Annotated in this window: 19 protein-coding genes; 15 read left to right on the top strand and 4 right to left on the bottom strand. The window is 70.7% G+C overall.

The genetic code is table 11. From position 1 onward, the window contains the following. The first annotated feature begins 37 nt into the window (after positions 1 to 37). The 10 genes from NS354_RS01720 (at position 38) to NS354_RS01675 (ending at position 7,796) form a co-directional block, all read left to right on the top strand. The gene (locus NS354_RS01720; RefSeq protein ID WP_058592897.1) at positions 38 to 1,504 is read left to right on the top strand and encodes a CCA tRNA nucleotidyltransferase; all 1,467 of its coding nucleotides are present in this window, start codon (positions 38 to 40) and stop codon (positions 1,502 to 1,504) included. A 15-nt stretch (positions 1,505 to 1,519) separates the two neighbouring features. Continuing rightward, entirely contained in the window at positions 1,520 to 2,380 is an 861-nt protein-coding gene (locus NS354_RS01715) for a PIG-L family deacetylase (RefSeq protein ID WP_241490296.1), read from the top strand. Further along, entirely contained in the window at positions 2,377 to 3,018 is a 642-nt protein-coding gene (locus tag NS354_RS01710; RefSeq protein ID WP_058592895.1) for a hypothetical protein, read from the top strand. Before NS354_RS01715 ends, NS354_RS01710 begins: the two co-directional genes overlap by 4 nt. Before the next feature lie 145 nt (positions 3,019 to 3,163). Continuing rightward, complete coding sequence (gene rpsF / locus NS354_RS01705; protein WP_058592894.1) at positions 3,164 to 3,526, top strand: 30S ribosomal protein S6; 363 nt, start codon at positions 3,164 to 3,166, stop codon at positions 3,524 to 3,526. Positions 3,527 to 3,529: 3 nt separating this feature from the next. Further along, a complete protein-coding gene (gene ssb, locus NS354_RS01700; protein ID WP_058592893.1) occupies positions 3,530 to 4,075 on the top strand; it encodes a single-stranded DNA-binding protein in 546 nt (181 codons plus the stop codon). 48 nt (positions 4,076 to 4,123) lie between these two features. Then, positions 4,124 to 4,384, top strand: coding sequence for a 30S ribosomal protein S18 (gene rpsR / locus NS354_RS01695; protein WP_010155628.1), 261 nt, complete (start codon positions 4,124 to 4,126; stop codon positions 4,382 to 4,384). Between the two features lie 11 nt (positions 4,385 to 4,395). After that, the gene (gene rplI, locus NS354_RS01690; protein WP_058592892.1) at positions 4,396 to 4,845 is read left to right on the top strand and encodes a 50S ribosomal protein L9; all 450 of its coding nucleotides are present in this window, start codon (positions 4,396 to 4,398) and stop codon (positions 4,843 to 4,845) included. 560 nt (positions 4,846 to 5,405) lie between these two features. Next, the gene (dnaB, locus tag NS354_RS01685) at positions 5,406 to 6,779 is read left to right on the top strand and encodes a replicative DNA helicase (RefSeq protein ID WP_010155631.1); all 1,374 of its coding nucleotides are present in this window, start codon (positions 5,406 to 5,408) and stop codon (positions 6,777 to 6,779) included. Between the two features lie 100 nt (positions 6,780 to 6,879). Next, a complete protein-coding gene (locus NS354_RS01680; protein WP_058592891.1) occupies positions 6,880 to 7,509 on the top strand; it encodes a hypothetical protein in 630 nt (209 codons plus the stop codon). Further along, positions 7,506 to 7,796: a hypothetical protein gene (locus tag NS354_RS01675; protein WP_058592890.1), complete on the top strand. Its 291-nt coding sequence runs from the start codon at positions 7,506 to 7,508 to the stop codon at positions 7,794 to 7,796. The genes NS354_RS01680 and NS354_RS01675 overlap by 4 nt, the downstream gene beginning before the upstream one ends. 97 nt (positions 7,797 to 7,893) lie before the next feature. Here NS354_RS01675 and purB read toward each other — a convergent pair whose 3' ends face one another. Continuing rightward, positions 7,894 to 9,279: an adenylosuccinate lyase gene (purB, locus tag NS354_RS01670; protein WP_058592889.1), complete on the bottom strand. Its 1,386-nt coding sequence runs from the start codon at positions 9,277 to 9,279 to the stop codon at positions 7,894 to 7,896. 82 nt (positions 9,280 to 9,361) lie between these two features. Further along, complete coding sequence (locus tag NS354_RS01665) at positions 9,362 to 9,769, bottom strand: phage holin family protein (RefSeq protein ID WP_058592888.1); 408 nt, start codon at positions 9,767 to 9,769, stop codon at positions 9,362 to 9,364. 165 nt (positions 9,770 to 9,934) lie between these two features. On the opposite strand from NS354_RS01665, the gene NS354_RS01660 reads away from it, so the two are divergent. From NS354_RS01660 to NS354_RS01645, 4 genes are read left to right on the top strand one after another with little or no spacing between them, the layout of a single operon-like run. Beyond that, complete coding sequence (locus tag NS354_RS01660) at positions 9,935 to 11,083, top strand: histidinol-phosphate transaminase (RefSeq protein WP_058592887.1); 1,149 nt, start codon at positions 9,935 to 9,937, stop codon at positions 11,081 to 11,083. Further along, entirely contained in the window at positions 11,080 to 12,261 is a 1,182-nt protein-coding gene (locus NS354_RS01655) for a thiamine pyrophosphate-dependent enzyme (RefSeq protein ID WP_058592886.1), read from the top strand. The genes NS354_RS01660 and NS354_RS01655 overlap by 4 nt, the downstream gene beginning before the upstream one ends. After that, on the top strand, positions 12,258 to 13,259 hold the full coding sequence (locus tag NS354_RS01650; protein ID WP_058592885.1) for an alpha-ketoacid dehydrogenase subunit beta: 1,002 nt from the start codon (positions 12,258 to 12,260) through the stop codon (positions 13,257 to 13,259). The genes NS354_RS01655 and NS354_RS01650 overlap by 4 nt, the downstream gene beginning before the upstream one ends. Positions 13,260 to 13,279: 20 nt before the next feature. Next, positions 13,280 to 14,710, top strand: a complete 1,431-nt coding sequence (locus tag NS354_RS01645) for a dihydrolipoamide acetyltransferase family protein (RefSeq protein WP_058592884.1) — start codon at positions 13,280 to 13,282, stop codon at positions 14,708 to 14,710. A gap of 130 nt (positions 14,711 to 14,840) precedes the next feature. On the opposite strand, the gene NS354_RS01640 is transcribed toward NS354_RS01645, so the two are convergent. After that, entirely contained in the window at positions 14,841 to 15,869 is a 1,029-nt protein-coding gene (locus NS354_RS01640; RefSeq protein WP_241490295.1) for a cation diffusion facilitator family transporter, read from the bottom strand. A gap of 132 nt (positions 15,870 to 16,001) precedes the next feature. Here NS354_RS01640 and NS354_RS01635 point away from each other — a divergent pair, with 132 nt between their 5' ends. Beyond that, positions 16,002 to 17,276, top strand: a complete 1,275-nt coding sequence (locus tag NS354_RS01635; RefSeq protein ID WP_058592883.1) for a glycosyltransferase — start codon at positions 16,002 to 16,004, stop codon at positions 17,274 to 17,276. Here the strand turns inward: NS354_RS01635 and NS354_RS01630 are convergent. Continuing rightward, positions 17,243 to 18,001: a GntR family transcriptional regulator gene (locus tag NS354_RS01630; protein ID WP_058592882.1), complete on the bottom strand. Its 759-nt coding sequence runs from the start codon at positions 17,999 to 18,001 to the stop codon at positions 17,243 to 17,245. The genes NS354_RS01635 and NS354_RS01630 overlap by 34 nt on opposite strands. Between the last annotated feature and the right edge of the window lie 118 nt (positions 18,002 to 18,119).

Genomic DNA, 18,119 nt, shown 5'->3' with positions numbered 1-18,119 from the left:
ATCGGACCCGCACGGCGGACCCGGCTACCCTAGAGGGATGCCTTCCCTCGCTGCATCCATGGATGCGCTGCGCGCCATCGCCGGCTCGGCTCCGGTCGCGGCCCTCGCCGCCGCGTTCGCCGAGCGCGGCCACGAATTCGCCCTCGTGGGCGGCCCGGTGCGCGACGCGCTGCTCGGCCGACCCGTGACGGACCTGGACTTCACGACCTCCGCCCACCCCGACGAGACGCGCGCCGTGCTCGACGCGGTCTCGACGAACGTCTGGGACGTGGGCCGCGATTTCGGCACGATCGCGGCGAACGTGCTCGGCGAGACCGTCGAGATCACCACGTACCGCGCGGAGACGTACCGCGACGACTCGCGGAAGCCCGAGGTGAGATTCGGGAAGACCATCGAGGGCGATCTCGTGCGACGCGACTTCACGATCAATGCCCTCGCACTGATGCTCCCCGAGCTGCGTCTCGTCGACGTCTCCGGCGGACTCGAGGATCTGCTCGCCGAGCGGATTCGCACGCCCGGCGCCCCGGAGGAGTCGTTCACCGATGATCCGCTGCGCATGCTGCGCGCCGCGCGCTTCTCCGCGCAGCTCGGATTCGAGGTCGACGCGGCGACGCGGACGTCGATGGCGGAGCTCGCCGAGCGGCTCGACATCATCTCGGCCGAGCGGATCCGCGACGAGTTCGTGAAGCTCCTCTCCGCGCGCGACCCGCTTCCGGGCATTCGCCTGCTGGTCGAGACGGGGCTGGCCGAGCGATTCCTGCCGGAGCTGACGGCGCTCATCGCGACGCAGGACGATCACGGTCGGCACAAGGACGTGTACGAGCACAGCCTGACGGTGCTGCGGCAGGCCATCGAGCTGGAGCTCGCCCGCCGCGGGGGCGAGGGCGGCGACGGCGACGGCGAGGGGGTGCGCGTCGCCTCCCCCGACGTCGTGCTGCGCATCGCCGCACTGCTGCACGACATCGGCAAGCCGGCGACCCGCCGTTTCGAGCGGGGCGGAGTCACCTTCCATCACCACGACGTGGTGGGCGCGAAGCTCGCGAAGAAGCGGCTGCGCGAACTGCGGTTCGACAACGACACGGTGAAGCGCGTCGCACGTCTCATCGAGCTGCACCTGCGCTTCTTCGGCTACAGCGATCAGCCGTGGACCGATTCGGCGGTGCGGCGCTACGTGCGCGACGCCGGCGAAGAACTCGAACGGCTCCACATCCTGACCCGGGCCGACGTGACGACGCGCAATCGCCGCAAGGCGGAGCGTCTCGATCACGCCTACGACGACATCGAGCGCCGCATCGCCGAGCTCGCGGAGGCCGAGGAGCTCGCAGCGGTGCGGCCCGAGCTCGACGGCGAGCGGATCATGGCGATCCTCGGCATCGGGCCGGGGCCCGCGGTGGGCCGCGCGTATCGCCACCTGCTCGAGGTGCGCCTCGACGAGGGTCCGATCGGTTCGGAGGCCGCGGAGGCGCGGCTGCGCGCGTGGTACGCCGAGCACGGCGGCGAGTGAATGGGAGTGCGTGACGTGAATGCAGACGTATCGACGTGGTTCGACGGGCGGGCGCGGGTGCTGTTCGTGCATGCGCATCCCGACGATGAGACGATCGCGACCGGCGGAACGCTCGCGGCGCTTGCCGAGGCCGGGCGGGAGCCGCTGCTCGTGACGCTCACGCGCGGAGAGCGCGGCGAGGTGGTGGCGGGCCCGCTCGAGGCGCTCGTCGCAGCCCACGGCATCGCCGTCGCCCGGCAGAACGAGCTGAAGACCGCACTCGGCATGCTCGGGGTGGAGCGCCACGCGTTCCTCGGCGTCGAGCCCGCCCGCGCCGAGGGTTATCCCCCGGTGATCTACGAGGATTCCGGGATGGCGTGGGGCCCCGACGGACGCGCGACCGCGTCGGAGGATGCGAGCCCGGATGCGCTCACCTCGGCGCCCGCGGTCGAGGCGCTGAACGATCTGCTGGCCGCCGCATATCAGTCGCAGGCGCAGGCGATCGTGAGCTACGACGACGGAGGCGGTTACGGCCACCCCGATCACGTCTTCGCGCATCGTCTCGCACGCGCGGTCGCGCACGCCCTCGAAATCCCGTTCTGGGCCATCGTCTCCGACGTGTTCTCGAGCGATGCCGGCCCCGCGCCGACCGACGCGTCGTCGGCGTCGGCGGAGGCCCACGACGTCTCCCCCTGGCTTCCCCGCAAGACCGCCGCGCTGCGGGCGTATGCGACGCAGCTCACCGTCGACGGCGATGAGATCGTGCACGTCGGCGGGCAGCGGGAGCCGATCGGCACCGTCGAGACGTTCCGGCGCCTGACACCGGCGCCGAGCGGGCCCGGCGCCGAATCGGCGCCGCGTGGGGAGGCGCCGAGCGCAGAGGCGCCGCCCCGGTGAGCCGCTACCTCGGCCCGGCGCAGCAGCTCGCGACCCTCCCCGAGATCCGGCGGAGCAACGCGGCCTTCCATCTCTCCTGGTCCATCGGCTTCGTGGTGCTCGGCGCCGTGTTCGTGGCCATCGTCCTCGGTGCCGCCTCGCGGGCGGGCGCGACCTGCAGCCCGGGGCTCGACTGCTCGGCCGCGGTCGGGGCGAGCCGCGCCCTCACGCTGATGATGATCCCCTTCGGCCTCCTCCTCCTGCTCGCGATCTCGCTCGGCGGGGCCTTCATGATCCGGCACCGCCTCTGGTTCAACCGCAGTGCCGACGGGCTGCGGCGCAGGCCCACGGGCACGCCGGTGGTGCGCGTGTTCGAGCGCACCTGGCACTCCGATGACGCCTGGAACGCGTGGATCTACGAGCGGTTGCGGGTGGGCGACCTCGCGGCGCTGCACCAGCTCGGCATGCCGCAGTGGCACAACCTGGGCGACCTGTACGTGCACGTCTACGAGGCGCGCGCGGATCGCGTCGCATACGTGTGCATCGGTTCGAACGCGGCGATGCGCCGCGGCGTCGACACCGGGTGGCGGCCGATCGTGATGACGGGCGCCTGGTACGACTACACCCTCCAGTTCTTCCGCGGCGGTGCCGGCGTCTGACCGGGTGACGGTGCGGCTCGAAGGTGCTAAGCTGTTGAAGTTGTCTGCGTTCAGCGCTCCCTGCGCTGCGCGACGGCACGATGTATCAACACCCTCCTGTCACAGAAATCCTGTGGCCGTGAAGTCCGAAGGAGGTGGGTCAATAATGCATCCGTACGAACTGATGGTGATCCTCGATCCGGGTATCGACGAGCGCACCGTGGCCCCCAGCATCGAGAAGTTCCTCGGCGTCATCCGCAATGCGGGCGGCGAGATCGAGAGCACCGATATCTGGGGCAAGCGTCGTCTGGCCTACGAGATCAAGAAGCAGTCCGAAGGCATCTACGTCGTGGTGAACTTCACCGCGACCCACGAGGCCACCGCTGAGCTCGATCGTCAGCTGGGTCTCTCCGAGGCCGTGCTCCGCACCAAGGTGCTGCGCTCCGACGAGCTCATCGCCCAGCGCGCGGCTCAGACGAAGCGCGACCAGGCCAAGGCCGCTCGCGCAGCCGCGAAGGTCGGCGCCTAGCCCATGGCCGGCGAGCCGCTGATCACAGTCGTCGGCAACCTCGTTGCCGACCCGGAGCCGCGCGTCAGCCAGGCGGGCAAGTCGTGGGTGACCTTCCGGATCGCCTCGACCCCTCGCGTGCGCGACCGCCAGTCGGGCGATTGGTCGGACGGCGAACCGCTGTGGCTCGGGTGCCGCGCATACGGCGAGTACGCCGATAACATCGCGGCATCGCTCACCAAGGGCATGCGCGTCATCGTGCAGGGCCGCCTCACCCAGCGCAGCTACACCGACAACCAGGGCCAGCAGCGCACCTCGCTCGACCTCGAGGTCGAAGAGGTCGGGCCGTCGCTCCGGTTCGCCACGGCTCAGGTCGCGCGCGGCCAGGCTCGCGGCCAGGTGGGGGGCTTCGGCGGCGGCAGCGCCGGCGGAAACCAGCCCGCCGGGCAGAGCAGCTGGGGCCAGCCCGCAGCTCCTCAGCAGCAGGACAACCCCTGGACCAATTCGGGTCAGGGCCAGTCCGGCGGCGGCGGCTTCGGCGGCGGTTTCGACGACGAGCAACCCTTCTAAACTTCTTGATCCGGCGCAGCCGGAACGCATCACGAAAAGAGACCAATTATGGCAGGCAAGTCCAGCGGCACAGCCCGCAAGCCGGGTCGCGGTAAGAACGCCAAGACCCTCGCACCCGCGAAGAAGCAGACCGTCGGCGTCATCGATTACAAGGATGTCGCCACGCTCCGCAAGTTCATCTCCGAGCGCGGAAAGATCCGCGCCCGTCGTATCACCGGTGTGTCCGTTCAGGAGCAGCGACTCATCGCGAAGGCCGTGAAGAACGCCCGCGAGATGGCTCTCCTCCCCTACGCCGGTTCCGGCCGGTAAGGAGTAGAGAAATGTCAAAGGTAATCCTCACGAACGAGGTCCAGGGCCTCGGTTCCGCCGGTGACGTCGTCGACGTCAAGACCGGTTACGCCCGCAACTACCTCGTGCCCCAGGGCTACGCGGTGCACTGGACCCGCGGCGGCGAGGCTCAGGTCGCGCAGCTCCGCGCCGCGCGCGAGGCCCGCGCGCTCGCCTCGGTCGAAGACGCGCAGGCGCTCAAGGCCAAGCTGCAGGAGGGCAAGATCCGCCTCCTCACCAAGACCGGCAACGGCGGTCGTCTGTTCGGCTCCGTGAAGCCCGCCGCAGTCGCGGCAGCGGTGTCGGAGGCGGGCATCGGCGAGATCGACAAGCGCAAGATCACGCTCCCCGCGATCAAGACGACCGGCGAGTACGAGGCCATCGTGCACCTGCACGAGGGTGTCGACGCCAAGGTCACGCTGCAGGTCATCGCTCAGCGATAGCACTTCGCGCACGTCACGGCGGGACGCCGGCTCGGTTCTCCGGGCCGGCGTCCCGCCGTTCGCATGTGCGCCCTGCGCACGCCTCCGGCTCGGGGCGGCTTCTGCCGTCCGGGCGCTCGCTCCGCCCGCTCCGACGCGTGCCGAACGTGCTCCGCCGATGGCGGCTGGGGGTTGAACGGCCCGTGAACGATGCGGAGGCGCCCGGCTCGAGAATGGCTACCGCGCAGCCCTCGCCGGATGCAAGTTCTCCACATGCCGGGCGTTTCTCAAAGACTCAAGCTGTACCTGAGACTTGAATAACTTTCTGCCTGTGGATAATGAAAACTCCTGTTCACGAGCCGGAAACAATCTCGTCTCCACACCCCATCCACAAGTTCTCCCCAAGCGTGTGGACAACGAACGGCTCTACGCGGTGAATTGTCCACGGAGTTATCCACAGGCGGGGTGTTCGCCCCGTGGAGGGCGTTTTGCCGACCGGCGCGCGGGGCCTACCGTGAATGTCCGGGGTCCGGTGTCTGATCGTTCAGTAACCGAAGCCATCGCTGTGAGAGGAAGTCTGCGTGTCCATTGCACACCTGGGAATCTCGGATCCGTTCGTCGACGACGAGTCGCGCGGGCACGAGCGCACGCCCCCGTACGATCTGCTCGCCGAGCAGAGCGCGCTGGGCGGCATGCTGCTGTCGAAGGACGCGGTCGCCGACGTCACCGGGCTGCTGAAGGGCTCCGACCTCTACGTGCCCAAGCACGAGGTGATCTACGAGGCCGTGCTCTCGCTCTACTCCCGCGGCGAGCCCACCGACGTCATCACGGTCACCGACGAGCTCACGAAGAGCGGCGAGCTGCAGCGCGCCGGCGGCGCCGAGTACCTGCACACGCTCACCAGCATCGTGCCGACCGCAGCGAACGCGAGCTTCTACGCCGAGATCGTCGCGGAGAAGGCGCTGCTCCGGCGCCTCGTCGAGGCGGGAACCCGCATCGTGCAGATGGGCTACGCGGGCGAGGGCGAGGCGATCGATCTCGTCAACGTCGCCCAGTCCGAGATCTACGGCGTGACGGGGGAGAGTCAGGGCGAGGATTACGTGCCGCTCCACCTGGCCGTGGACGCCGCGCTCGAGGAGATCAATAAGGCGAACGGCGCGGCTGACGGAATGCTCGGCGTGCCGACCGGCTTCAGCGAACTCGACGCCATGACCAACGGCTTCGCCGGCGGCCAGATGATCATCATCGCCGCCCGACCCGCCATGGGCAAGTCGACGCTCGCGATGGACGTCGCGCGCAACGCATCGGTGCACGCGAACGCACCCACCGTGTTCTTCTCCCTCGAGATGGGCCGCGCCGAGATCGCGATGCGTCTGCTCGCGGCGGAGGCGAGCATCCCCATGCAGACGCTCCGCAAGGGCGCGCTCGACAACCGCGACTTCCAGAAGCTCGCGGCGACTCAGGCGCGCGTGGCCGAGGCGCCGCTCTACATCGATGACAGCCCGAATCTCACCCTCGTCGAGATCCGAGCGAAGTGCCGCCGCCTGAAGCAGCAGCACGGGCTGCGCATGGTCGTGATCGACTACCTCCAGCTGCTCTCGAGCGGCAAGAAGTCGGAGAGCCGCCAGCAGGAGGTCTCGGAGTTCTCACGCGCACTGAAGCTGCTCTCCAAGGAGCTCGACGTGCCGGTGATCGCGCTCTCCCAGCTGAACCGAGCGTCCGAGCAGCGCGCAGACAAGATGCCGGCCATCAGCGACCTCCGCGAATCGGGCTCGCTCGAGCAGGACGCCGACATGGTGATCCTGCTCCACCGCGAGGCCGTGGGCGATCGCGACAGCCCCCGCGCGGGGGAGGCCGACTTCATCCTGGCGAAGCAGCGCAACGGGCCCACGGGCACCGTGACCGTCGCCTTCCAGGGCCACTACTCGCGCTTCCAGGACATGCCCCAGGTGTGAGGCTCGGCGCTGCTGCGCCCGACCCTGCGGCGGCGCACCGTCGCGGGGATTCCGCACAGCGATGCCGGGGTAGACTGGGATCGACCGAGAAAGGGGTGTCATGCCTGCTGCAGTTTCGACAACTGCGGGATCGACGACTCCCGAAACGCCCGTGTCTCGCCCCATCAAGCTGGTGCGCGTCGCCGTGCTCCTGCTCTCCGGGATCGCCATCGCCTTCTCGGCGACACTGCACGAGCAGCTGTCGTTCGACCTCGGAATGGCCGCGCTCACCATCGGAGCGGTCGGCATCGCCCATCTCGTCGAGTGGTGGTCGCTGCGCTCGCGCGGAGGCAATCCGCTCCCGCTCCTGCTCGGCGTCGTCTCGCTCGCCGCAGCGCTGGGCCTCGCGCTCACCGACACGGTCATCGTGTTCGCAGTCGTCGTGGCGGGCTGGGCGCTGCTCAGCGCGCTCCTCGAATTCGTCGGCATGACGGTGCGACCGGGAAGTCGTCAGGACGCCGTGTTCCTCGGCGCGACCGGCATGCTGCTCGCCCTGCTCGTCATCCTCGTGCGCACCGATGAGGTCGCCGTGCTCGGCTTCCTCGGCGCGTACGCGGTGCTCGCCGGCGTGTACCTCGGTATCTCCGCGTTCGACACCCGCCGTGCATCCGCGCCCGGCGACGGTGCGATCAGCGACGGGGCAGCCAGCGAACGTTCACCCCTCTCGAGCCCTCCGGAAAGCAGACGATGACCCAGCCCCCCGAGCCCGCCAATCAGGATCCCGTGACGCCGTCGCGCCGTGACCGCCTGAAGCCGCTCGAGCTCATCGGCTTCTCGGCCGTGCTCGGCGTCTTCGCCGGAGTCGTGGTGCTGCTGACGACGCGAGACCTCGTTCTCGGCGCCGTCTTCCTGGGCATCGGCTTCATCGTGTCGATCATGATGGTCGCGCTGGTCGGCCTCGGCGGGAAGCCGAGCCAGGACGACCTCGACGCGCGCAAGGATCTGCAGCAGCCGAACGACAAGCCGAACTGGCACTGACGCGACAGCGCGCGGCGCGGCCGGATCGGCGGCGCACGACCAGGCCGGAGCGGCGGCCGGGGGGAGAGCCCCCGGGGCCGCCGCCGCGATCCCGCCCCTACCGCTGCAGGTAGTCGACGAGCCGCACCGCGTCGCCGATGTACGTCGCCGGAGTGAGGGCGAGCAGCCGCTGCTTCGCCGCGTCGCCGATCTCGAGGCCCTCGACGAACTCGACGAGATCGGCTTGACCGATGCGTCGTCCGCGCGTGAGCTCCTTGAGCGCCGCGTAGGGGTCGCTGATCGACGAGCGGCCCGCGGTCACCTCGGCGCGGATCACGGTCTGGATGGCCTCGCCGAGCACCTCCCAGTTCGCGTCGAGATCGGCGGCGAGCACCTCGGGAGCCGCATCGATCTGCCCGAGCCCCTTCAGAATGTTGTCGAGCGCGAGCACCGAGTGCCCGAGCCCCACTCCGATGTTGCGCTGCGCGGATGAGTCGGTGAGGTCGCGCTGCCAGCGGCTCGTGACGAGCGTCGCCGCGAGCGAGTCGAGGATGGCGTTCGAGAGCTCGAGGTTGGCCTCGGCGTTCTCGAAGCGGATCGGGTTGACCTTGTGCGGCATCGTCGACGAACCGGTGGCCCCCGCCACGGGAATCTGACGGAAGTAGCCGATCGAGATGTAGCTCCACACGTCGGTCGCGAGGTTGTGCAGAATGCGGTTCGCGTGCGCGATGCGCGTGTACAGCTCGGCCTGCCAGTCGTGCGACTCGATCTGCGTGGTGAGCGGGTTCCAGTCGAGACCGAGGCCCTCCACGAACTCCTGCGACACCTGCGCCCAGTCGGTATCGGGGTCCGCTGCGAGGTGTGCGGCGAACGTGCCGGTGGCCCCCGAGAACTTGCCGAGGTACTCGATGTCGTCGATCTGATTGAGCTGCCGCTCGAGCCGGTGCACAAACACCGCGAGCTCCTTGCCGAGCGTCGTGGGCGTCGCCGGCTGGCCGTGCGTGCGGCTCATCATGGGGAGCTCGCGGTACTGCTCGGCCTGACGGGCGAGCTCGGCGATGACGCGCTCGAAGCGCGGGCGCCACACGTCGGCGATCGCCTGCTTGACGGTCAGTGCGTACGAGAGGTTGTTGATGTCCTCGCTCGTGCAGCAGACGTGGGTGAGCTCGGCGAGGTGCCCGAGGCCCTGCTTCTCGAGGCGTGCGCGCACCAGATACTCGACCGCCTTCACGTCGTGCTGGGTGGTGCGCTCCGTCTCAGCCAGCTCGTCGATCTCGGCCTGGCCGAAGTCGGACGCCCAGGCCCGCAGCGCGGCGACCTGATCGGCGTCGATGGGGGAGCCGCCGAGCAGCGAGTGCTCGGTGAGGTGCACGAGCCACTCGACCTCGACGTGCACGCGCGCCTTGTTGAGGCCCGCCTCGGAGAGTGTCTCGCCGAGTTCGGCGACCGCAGCGCGGTAGCGTCCGTCGAGGGGGCTGATGGGCTGCGTGGGGAGCGGGGTCATGTGAGCCTCTCGGGGTCGGGATCGCGGTCCGTCGACCATTCTCCCACGCCGCCCGCCGGGGGTGCCGACGCCGGGGCGCGGCTCAGTCGGCCCGCTTGCGCGAGGTGCCGAGCAGGCCGTTCAGGATCCCGGACAGGATCGACAGCACCAGTGCCGCGAGCACGCCCCACCAGAACCCGTCGAGGCGCAGACCGAACCCCGCGAGGTCGGAGAGCCAGGCGACGACTGCGAGCAGGAGGCCGTTCACGATGAGCCCGAACAGCCCCAGCGTCACGATGTACAGCGGGATGGAGACGAAGCGCACGACCTTGCCGAGCGTGCCGTTCACGAGACCGAACACCAGCGCGACGAGCACGAGCGTCAGCACCTTCCCCGACCCGTCGTCGGTGATCGGCTCGACCCACACGCCGTGCTCGCCGCTGCCGCCCACGATGAGCGTGGTGAGCCACAGTGCGAAGGCGTTCACGAGGATCCGGATGAGCGTGCGCATGCCTCATTGTCTCACCTGCGCGGCGGGCGCGGCAGAGGCCGCGAACGGGTACGGTTCGCGCGAAGGGGACGGTTCCCCGCGAGCACGAGCGATTCGCGCGAACCGGAGCAGTTCGCGCACGCGGGCCCTGCCGCTCGCACGCGGCCCCTCACTACACTGAAGCCCATGAGTGACCAGGCCATGCCCCCCGTCAGCCTCCGCGCAGACGTGCTCGCCGTTCCCGCATACCGCCAGGGCGCAACGCCGACGAAGCCGGGCTACAAGCTCTCGAGCAACGAGAACCCGTTCCCGCCCCTGCCCGGGGTGCTCGACGCGATCGCCCAGCGCGCCGACGTGAACCGCTACGCGGCGGTCGCGATGCCCGAGCTGCGCGAGACCATCGGCGCGGAGTTCGGCGTCGACGGATCGCACGTGCACCTCGCAGCAGGCTCCGTCGCGATCCTCTTCCAGCTCGTGCACGCCGCCGCCGGCGCGGGCGACGAGTACCTGCACGCCTGGCCGAGCTTCGAGGCGTACCCGTCGCTCGGCCTCGCCTCGGGGGCCGCGGCCCGCCGCGTGCCGCTCACCCCGAACGCCGAGCACGACCTCGACGCGATGGCCGACGCCATCACCGAGGGCACCCGCGTCGTGCTGCTGTGCTCGCCCAACAATCCGACGGGCCCGACGATCCGCCGCGCCGACTTCGACCGGTTCATGGCGCGCGTCCCCGCGCGCACGCTGGTCGTGCTCGACGAGGCCTACCGCGAGTTCGTCACCGACCCTGAAGCCGTGCGCGGCGAGGACGTGCTGCGGCAGCACCCGAACCTCGTCGTGCTGCGCACCTTCTCGAAGGCGTACGGGCTGGCGGGGCTGCGCATCGGATACGGCGTCGGCGATCCGGCCATCTTCGCGGCTGCGGCCAGCGTCGCGATCCCCCTGTCGGTGACCGGGATCGCGGAGAGCGCCGCCCGCGCGTCGCTCACCCCCGAGGCCCGCGCCGTGCACGCCGAGCGCGTCGCCGAGCTGACCGAGCGCCGCGACGCGCTCGCCGCGGCCCTCCGCGACCTGGGCCTCGCGATTCCGCAGGCGCAGGGCAACTTCGTGTGGATCCCCGAGACCGGCGAGACGGCCGGGGGAGTGCCCGACGCGCTCGCGCTCGCCGCCGACTTCTCGGAGGCCGGGACGCTCGTGCGCCCGTTCGGCGGTGTCGGCGTGCGCATCTCGGTCGGGGAGCCCGAGAGCGTGCCGGTCGTCATCGACATCGTGCGACGGCACCTCGAGACATCCGCATATCCCGCCGGGCGCAGCACCACTCATTACACTGAATCGAGATGAGCGAAGAGAGCACCGAGCGCCTGCTGCGCAGCGACGATCCCGAGCCGATCCGCTTCCTGAACGCGGAGGGCGGGTACGCGCCGTCGGCGACCGCTGCCGAGTACGCGGCCGAGCTCGAGGGCGTCGGCGTCGACGACTTCTCCCAGTGGTATCGCGACATGGTCACGACGCGCGCCTTCGACACCGAGTGCACGCATCTGCAGCGCCAGGGCCAGCTCGCCCTCTGGGTGCCGAGCGTCGGGCAGGAGGGATGCCAGGTCGGCCTGGTGCGCGCCTCGGAGCCGCAGGACCACATCTTCCCGGCGTACCGCGAGCACCTCGTCGCCCACGTGCGCGGCGTCGACCTGCTCGACATCGCGGCGCAGTTCCGCGGCGTGACGCACGGCGGCTGGGACATCACCGACCCCGCCAACGGCAACGTGCACCTCTACACCCTGGTGCTCGGCTCGCAGACGCAGCACGCCACCGGACACGCCCTCGGCCAGGTGCTCGACGCGAAGCGGCGCGCCGGCAGCACCGCGCTCGACGCCGGCGAGCCGGGCACGCCGACCGGAGAGGCCACCATGGTCTTCTACGGCGACGGCACCACCAGTCAGGGCGACCCGAACGAGGCGATGATCTTCGCGGCGAGCTACCGGACGCCCGAGGTGTTCGTCGTGCAGAACAACGGCTGGGCCATCTCCGTGCCGGTCGCACGGCAGTCGCGCACCCCCCTGTACCGCCGTGCACTCGGATTCGGCCTGCGCGCCGTGCAGATCGACGGCAACGATCCGCTGGCCGCGTTCGCCGTGGGCCGCCGCTTCCTGCGCCTCGCCCGCGAGGGCCACGGGCCGGGGTACATCGAGGCCCTCACGTACCGCATCGGCGCGCACACCACGGCCGACGACCCCACCCGCTACCGCCCCGAGGGCGAGCTCGAGACGTGGCGCCTGCGCGATCCCATCGCCCGGCTCGAAGCCCACCTGCGCGAGCTCGGCGTCGACGACGCGTTCTTCGCCGAGGTCGCCGAAACGGCCGACCGCAAGGCGAAGACGGTGCGCGACCAGATTCTGACCCTGCCGAAGCCGCAGCCCGAGTCGATGTTCGCGCACGTCTACGCAGACCCGCACCCGCGCATCGACGAGCAGCGCGCCTGGTTCGCCGAGTACGAATCCTCGTTCGAAGGGGGCGACGCATGACCGAGATCCAGACGCTCGCCGAGCGCACCGAACTGCCCATCGCCCGTGCGATCAACGAGGGCCTGCGGACCGCCATGGTCGAGAACGATCGCGTGCTGCTGATGGGCGAGGACATCGGGCCGCTCGGCGGCGTGTTCCGGGTCACCGACCGACTGCAGGCCGATTTCGGATCGGCCCGCGTACTCGACACCCCGCTGGCCGAGGCCGGCATCGTCGGCAGCGCCATCGGCCTCGCGCTGCGCGGCTACCGCCCCGTGGTCGAGATCCAGTTCGACGGATTCATCTTCCCCGCCTTCAACCAGATCACCACGCAGCTCGCGAAGATCCGCGCGCGTCACGACGGCGCCGTATCGATGCCGGTCGTCATCCGCGTGCCGTACGGCGGGCACATCAACTCGATCGAGCATCACGAGGAGAGCCCCGAGGCGTACTTCGCGCACACCGCCGGGCTGCGCGTCGTCGCCCCCTCCACCGCGAACGACGCCTACTGGATGATCCAGCAGGCCATCGCCTCGGACGACCCGGTGCTCTTCTTCGAGCCGAAGGCGAAGTACTGGCAGAAGGGGCCGGTCGACCCGAGCGCCCCCGCCGCCGCCCTGCACGAGAGCCGGGTCGCCCGCGCCGGAACCGACTGCACCGTCGTCGGGTTCGGCGCCATGGTCACGACCCTGCTGCAGGCCGCCGAGATCGCGCAGTCGGAGGGCACGAGCCTCGAGGTGATCGACCTGCGCACCGTATCGCCCATCGACTACGAGCCCGTGCTCGCCTCGGTGCGCAAGACCGGCCGCCTCGTCGTGGCGCAGGAGGCGTCGGGCAACGCCAGCGTCGGCAGCGAGATCGCCGCGACGGTCGCCGAGCGCGCGTTCTACTCGCTGCAGGCGCCCGTGCTGCGCGTCTCGGGCTACGACGTCCCCTTCCCCGCTGCCGCCATCGAACCGATGTTCCTCCCCGACGCCGACCGCGTGCTCGAGGCCGTCGACCGCACGATGCACTACTGACCCCGACTCCAGGAGTTTCCATGAGCGAGATGACGTTCCCCCTCCCCGATGTCGGCGAGGGGCTCACCGAGGCCGAGATCGTCGCCTGGCACGTCGCGCCGGGCGATGCCGTCGCCCTGAACCAGGTGATCTGCGAGATCGAGACGGCGAAGTCGCTCGTCGAGCTGCCGTCGCCGTTCACGGGAGTGGTCTCCGAGCTGCTCGTCGAGGTCGGCGTCACGGTGCCCGTCGGCGAGCCGATCCTGCGGGTCAGTGTGGAGGGTGCGGACGCCGAGAGCGCACCCGGCGGCGGGCAGACGTCGGCCGACACCGACTCCGGCGCCGACGCGGCGAGCGCGCCCCTCGACACCGACGAGACCCGCGACGTCGTCGCCGACACCGCCGCGAGCGTCGCCCACGAGAACGGGGAGGGCGGAGCGGTGCTCGTCGGCTACGGCACCGGCGGTGCCGTGAAGTCGCGCCGTCGGCGCGGCGGCGAGCCCGTGCTGCGTCGCGAGACGAGCGCCGCCGCCGCGGGGCGTGCGCCCGCCTCGGCGGCCGGCGTCGGTGCGCAGCACGGATCGCACGCCGTGATTCCGGTCGCCGAGTCTGCGCCCGTGATCGCGAAGCCGCCGATCCGCAAGCTCGCGAAGGATCTGGGCGTCGACCTGACGCAGGTCACCGGCACCGGCATCGCCGGGGAGGTGCTGCGCGACGACGTCGTGCGCGAGGCCTCGCAGGCCAGCGTCTTCCGCAACCTCTCGACCCCCGAGGTCGCGGAAGCGCGCGAGGAGCGCATCCCGCTCAAGGGCATCCGCAAGATGACCGCGCAGGCGATGGTGACCAGCGCCTTCGAGGCGCCGCACGTCAGCGTGTTCACCGACGTCGATGCAACGCGCACCATGGAGTTCGTGAAGCGGCTGAAGAGCTCGACCGACTTCGCCGGCGTCAAGGTCTCGCCGCTGCTCATCTTCGCGAAGGCGATGCTGTGGGCCGTGCGGCGCAGCCCCGAGGTGAACGCCACGTTCACCGACACCGAGATCATCCGCCACAACTTCGTCAACCTCGGCATCGCCGCGGCCACCCCGCGCGGGCTCGTCGTGCCGAACATCAAGGATGCGCAGGATCTCAGCCTGCTCGACCTCGCGCGCGCGATCGAGCAGCTGACGATCACGGCCCGAGACGGGCGCACCTCTCCGAGCGACATGGCGCGCGGCACCATCACGATCACCAACATCGGCGTCTTCGGCATGGACTTCGGCACGCCCATTCTGAACCCGGGCGAGTGCGGCATCATGGCGATGGGCACGATCCGGCAGAAGCCGTGGGTCGTCGACGGCGAGGTGCGGCCGCGCATGGTGACGACGGTCGGCGGATCCTTCGACCATCGCATCGTCGACGGCGACGTGATCTCGCGCTTCGTCGCCGACGTCGCGTCGGTGCTCGAGGAGCCCGCGCTGCTGCTCGACTGAGCCGGGGTGCCCGGGGCGGGCGCCGAGTGTGCCTCCCGGCCTCGGGCGACGGGGCGCCCCGCCGCCCCGGTGCCGGGGACGGAAGCCGCAGCCCCGCGGCGCACCCGCCGACTCGGCGTGCGCCCTCCGACTAGGCGTGCACCCGCTCGCCCCCGGCGAGGTGGCTGCGCGGTTCCAGCTGCAGCGTGACGTGATCGGTGTCGAAGTGCTCGTGCAGGCAGGCGCGCACCTCGTCGAGGATCGCGTGGTACCCGCGCTCGTTCCAGGCCGCGTCGGTCACTGCGACGTGCGCCGAGAAGGCGGGCACGCCCGAGGTGATGGTCCAGGCGTGCACGTCGTGCACCTCTGCGACGCCGGGCACCGCCTCCATGTGCGCGCGCGCCGCATCGACGTCGACGTGCTTGGGGGAGGCCTCGAGCAGCACGTCGACGACGTCGCGGAGCAGGCTGATGGCGCGGGGGAAGATGAGGAGCGCGATGAGGATCGACGCGATCTGGTCGACCGCGTTCCACCCGGTGATCAGGATGACGACCGCGGCGGCGATGACGGCGACCGACCCCAGCAGGTCGCCGAGCACTTCGAGGTAGGCGCCGCGCACGTTGAGGCTCTCCCGCTGCCCGGAGCGCAGGATGAGCAGGGAGATCAGGTTGGCGACGGCGCCGATCGCCGCGGCGGCGAGCATCGGCCCGGAGTGCACCTCGACCTCGGCGCCGAAGCGGGAGATCGCCTGGACGAGGATGACGATGGCGATGACGCCCAGCACGATGCCGTTGACGAGCGCGGCGAGGACCTCGATGCGCAGGTACCCGAAGGTGCGCTTCGAGGTTGCGGCGAGTCCGGCGATGAGGCTCGCGATGAGCGCGATCGCGACGCCGGTGGCGTCGGTGAGCATGTGGCCGGCGTCGGCGAGCAGGGAGAGCGAGTTCGAGACGACCGCGCCGACGAGCTGCACCACGAAGACCGTGAGCGTGATCGCGAGCACGAGCACGAGTCTGCGCCGGTGCTTCGCGGTGGCCGAGGTCGCGCCCTGCAGCCCGTGATCGTGGCCGTGGCCGTGGCCGTGCGACCCGCGCGGGTCGGCCACTGCTGCGGGGCGATCGGGGTGCCCGGCGCTGAACTCGGGCTCGCAGGCGTCGTCGGCGCGGTGCGTCGCGTTCACGGTGCCTCCTCGGATGCCGTTCGGGTTCGTCTCCGCCCACCATACCTCCCTGGGGTATCTGGCGTCGAGTGCGATCGCGAAGCCGATGGGACATGTGCCGTCGGCCCCCGGCCGTGCCGCTACGCTCGACGTATGACTACCGAAGCACTTTCGATCGGCTTCGTGATGCTGCACACCTCCCCGCTCGACGTGCCGGGCACGAAGGATGCGGGCGGGATGAACGTCGTCGTGCGCGCGCAGGCCGAGGCTCTGGCCCGCGCCGGGCACCGCGTGCGCATCTTCACCCGGCGCAGTGACACCGAGACGCCTTCTCGCGTCGAGCTGATGCCCGGCCTGTCGGTGGTGCTGCTCGACGCCGGCCCGCCCCGTCTGCTGGCGAAGGGCGAGCACGAGCACGTGATGGACGAGTTCAGCCGACTGCTGCACGACGCGATCGCCGCCGACACGGTGGAGCTGCTGCACGCCGAGCACTGGTTCTCGGGCATCGCCGCGCTGCCCGTCGCGCGGGAGCGCGGCATCCCGCTCGTGCAGAGCTACCACTCGATCGCCGCGCCGCCCGAGTCGCCCATCGGCGAGGGCGAGCGGCCCGAGTCTCCCGGGCGTCTCGCGGGCGAGGCGCGGCTCGCCGCCGAGACGGACCTCATCATCGCCGTGAGCGACGCCGAGCGCGCCACGGTGCTCGAGCGGTTGCAGGGCGACGCGGATCGCGTGCGCGTCGTGCCCCTCGGCGTCGACACCGCGCTGTTCCACCCGTGCGACACGGCCGAGTGCGACGAGCAGCGCGACTGGCTGCGCGGCGGCGGGCGACCCGAGGTGATCCTCGTCGGCCGGCTGCATCCGTTGAAGGGCTTCGACCTCGCCATCGAGGCTATCGCGCGCCTGCCGCATGCGCAGCGCCCGACGCTCCGCATCGTGGGAGCGCCGCCGCCCGACGGTGACGCCTACGCCCGCGAGCTCCACGAGGCGGTCGTCGCGCACGGCATGCTCGGCACGACGGCGTTCGAGGGCGCGCTGCGGCGGCGTGAGCTCGCCGAGCGCATCCGCTCGGCGAGTCTCATGCTCGTGCCGTCGCACTCCGAGACGTTCGGTCTGGTCGCCCTCGAGGCGGCGGCGTCGGGGGTGCCCGTGATCGCGCGCGACGCGGGCGGTCTGCGGGAGGCGGTCGTCGCGGGAACGACCGGCGTGCTGCTGGCGGACGACGAGCCGGCGGTGTGGGCGGCGGCGATCCGGGACCTGCTCTCGGACGAGCCCGGGCTGAAGCGCATGGGAGAGGCGGCGCGCGCCCACGCGGTGGAGCGCAGCTGGCAGGCGTCGGCGGACCGGCTGGTCGAGGTCTATCGCGAGGTCATCGCCCGCCCGGCCGGGGCGCAGCGTCAGCGGGAGACGAGCGTGGTCTCGAACGAGTAGAGGTCGGGCCGGTAGCAGTGGTGGCCGGCCTCGATGACGCTGCCGCCCTGGTCGAAGGCGACGCGGTCCATCGTGAGCACCGGGCTGCCCTTCGCCAGGTCGAGCAGCTCGTGTTCGTCGCTGTGCGTGCGCCGCGCGCCGATCGTCTGGTTCGCGATCTTGATGGAGATGCCGCGGGCGCGCAGCATCTCGTACAGGCCGTGCGTCTCGAGGTCGTCTCGGGTGATGTCGGCGTACTCGGGCGGCAGCAGGTTCTCGAGGATCGCCATCGGCGTGCCGTCCGCGCTCCGCAGGCGGCGGATGCGGGTGATCTCGGTGCCCGCCGCGACGCGCAGGCGCTGCGCCGCCTCCTCGTCGGCGGGGATGCGGTCGAGGGAGAGCACGCGCGTGCTGGGGTGGTGACCGGCGCGCGTGAGGTCCTCCTGCAGGCTGGTGAGTTCGACGGGTCGGCTCACGCGCGCCTGCACGACCTGGGTGCCGATGCCGCGGCGGCGCACCAGCAGCCCCTTGTCGACGAGCTCCTGGATGGCGCGACGCACGGTGGGGCGGGAGAGGCCGAGGTGCTGACCGATGGCGATCTCGTTCTCGAGGCGGGCCCCGGCGGGGATGATGCCGTCGCGGATCGCGCGCTCGAGGCGGCTGGAGATCTGGAAGTAGAGGGGGATGGGGCCGCTGCGGTCGAGGTCGGCGAAGAGCTCGCCCGGCCAGACGGGTTCAGTACTCATGTGCGGTGCTCCTCGGCGCTGGGGTGGCACGCGGGTCGAAGGCGGTGGGCCGCGGGCGACCCCTTTGTGATGACAACATTACCCCCCGGGCCCTATCGCGTGTGCTCCGCCGCCGGGT

It is taken from the genome of Leucobacter chromiiresistens, from assembly GCF_001477055.1.
Classification (GTDB): domain Bacteria; phylum Actinomycetota; class Actinomycetes; order Actinomycetales; family Microbacteriaceae; genus Leucobacter; species Leucobacter chromiiresistens_A.
The sequence above is the reverse complement of the archived record's forward strand: the minus strand, read 5'-3'. Positions and strand labels throughout refer to the sequence as shown.

What these genes read in the sequence shown, in the direction of transcription:
- NS354_RS01665 (WP_058592888.1), bottom strand. Translation starts at nt 9,769, where the DNA reads ATGCGCACGCTCATCCGGATCCTCGTGAACGCCTTCGCACTGTGGCTC.
- NS354_RS01630 (WP_058592882.1), bottom strand. Translation starts at nt 18,001, where the DNA reads ATGAGTACTGAACCCGTCTGGCCGGGCGAGCTCTTCGCCGACCTCGAC.
- rpsR (WP_010155628.1), top strand. Translation starts at nt 4,124, where the DNA reads ATGGCAGGCAAGTCCAGCGGCACAGCCCGCAAGCCGGGTCGCGGTAAG.
- rpsF (WP_058592894.1), top strand. Translation starts at nt 3,164, where the DNA reads ATGCATCCGTACGAACTGATGGTGATCCTCGATCCGGGTATCGACGAG.
- purB (WP_058592889.1), bottom strand. Translation starts at nt 9,279, where the DNA reads ATGACCCCGCTCCCCACGCAGCCCATCAGCCCCCTCGACGGACGCTAC.
- NS354_RS01650 (WP_058592885.1), top strand. Translation starts at nt 12,258, where the DNA reads ATGACCGAGATCCAGACGCTCGCCGAGCGCACCGAACTGCCCATCGCC.
- NS354_RS01675 (WP_058592890.1), top strand. Translation starts at nt 7,506, where the DNA reads ATGACCCAGCCCCCCGAGCCCGCCAATCAGGATCCCGTGACGCCGTCG.
- ssb (WP_058592893.1), top strand. Translation starts at nt 3,530, where the DNA reads ATGGCCGGCGAGCCGCTGATCACAGTCGTCGGCAACCTCGTTGCCGAC.
- NS354_RS01680 (WP_058592891.1), top strand. Translation starts at nt 6,880, where the DNA reads ATGCCTGCTGCAGTTTCGACAACTGCGGGATCGACGACTCCCGAAACG.
- NS354_RS01660 (WP_058592887.1), top strand. Translation starts at nt 9,935, where the DNA reads ATGAGTGACCAGGCCATGCCCCCCGTCAGCCTCCGCGCAGACGTGCTC.
- NS354_RS01720 (WP_058592897.1), top strand. Translation starts at nt 38, where the DNA reads ATGCCTTCCCTCGCTGCATCCATGGATGCGCTGCGCGCCATCGCCGGC.
- rplI (WP_058592892.1), top strand. Translation starts at nt 4,396, where the DNA reads ATGTCAAAGGTAATCCTCACGAACGAGGTCCAGGGCCTCGGTTCCGCC.
- NS354_RS01655 (WP_058592886.1), top strand. Translation starts at nt 11,080, where the DNA reads ATGAGCGAAGAGAGCACCGAGCGCCTGCTGCGCAGCGACGATCCCGAG.
- NS354_RS01645 (WP_058592884.1), top strand. Translation starts at nt 13,280, where the DNA reads ATGAGCGAGATGACGTTCCCCCTCCCCGATGTCGGCGAGGGGCTCACC.
- NS354_RS01635 (WP_058592883.1), top strand. Translation starts at nt 16,002, where the DNA reads ATGACTACCGAAGCACTTTCGATCGGCTTCGTGATGCTGCACACCTCC.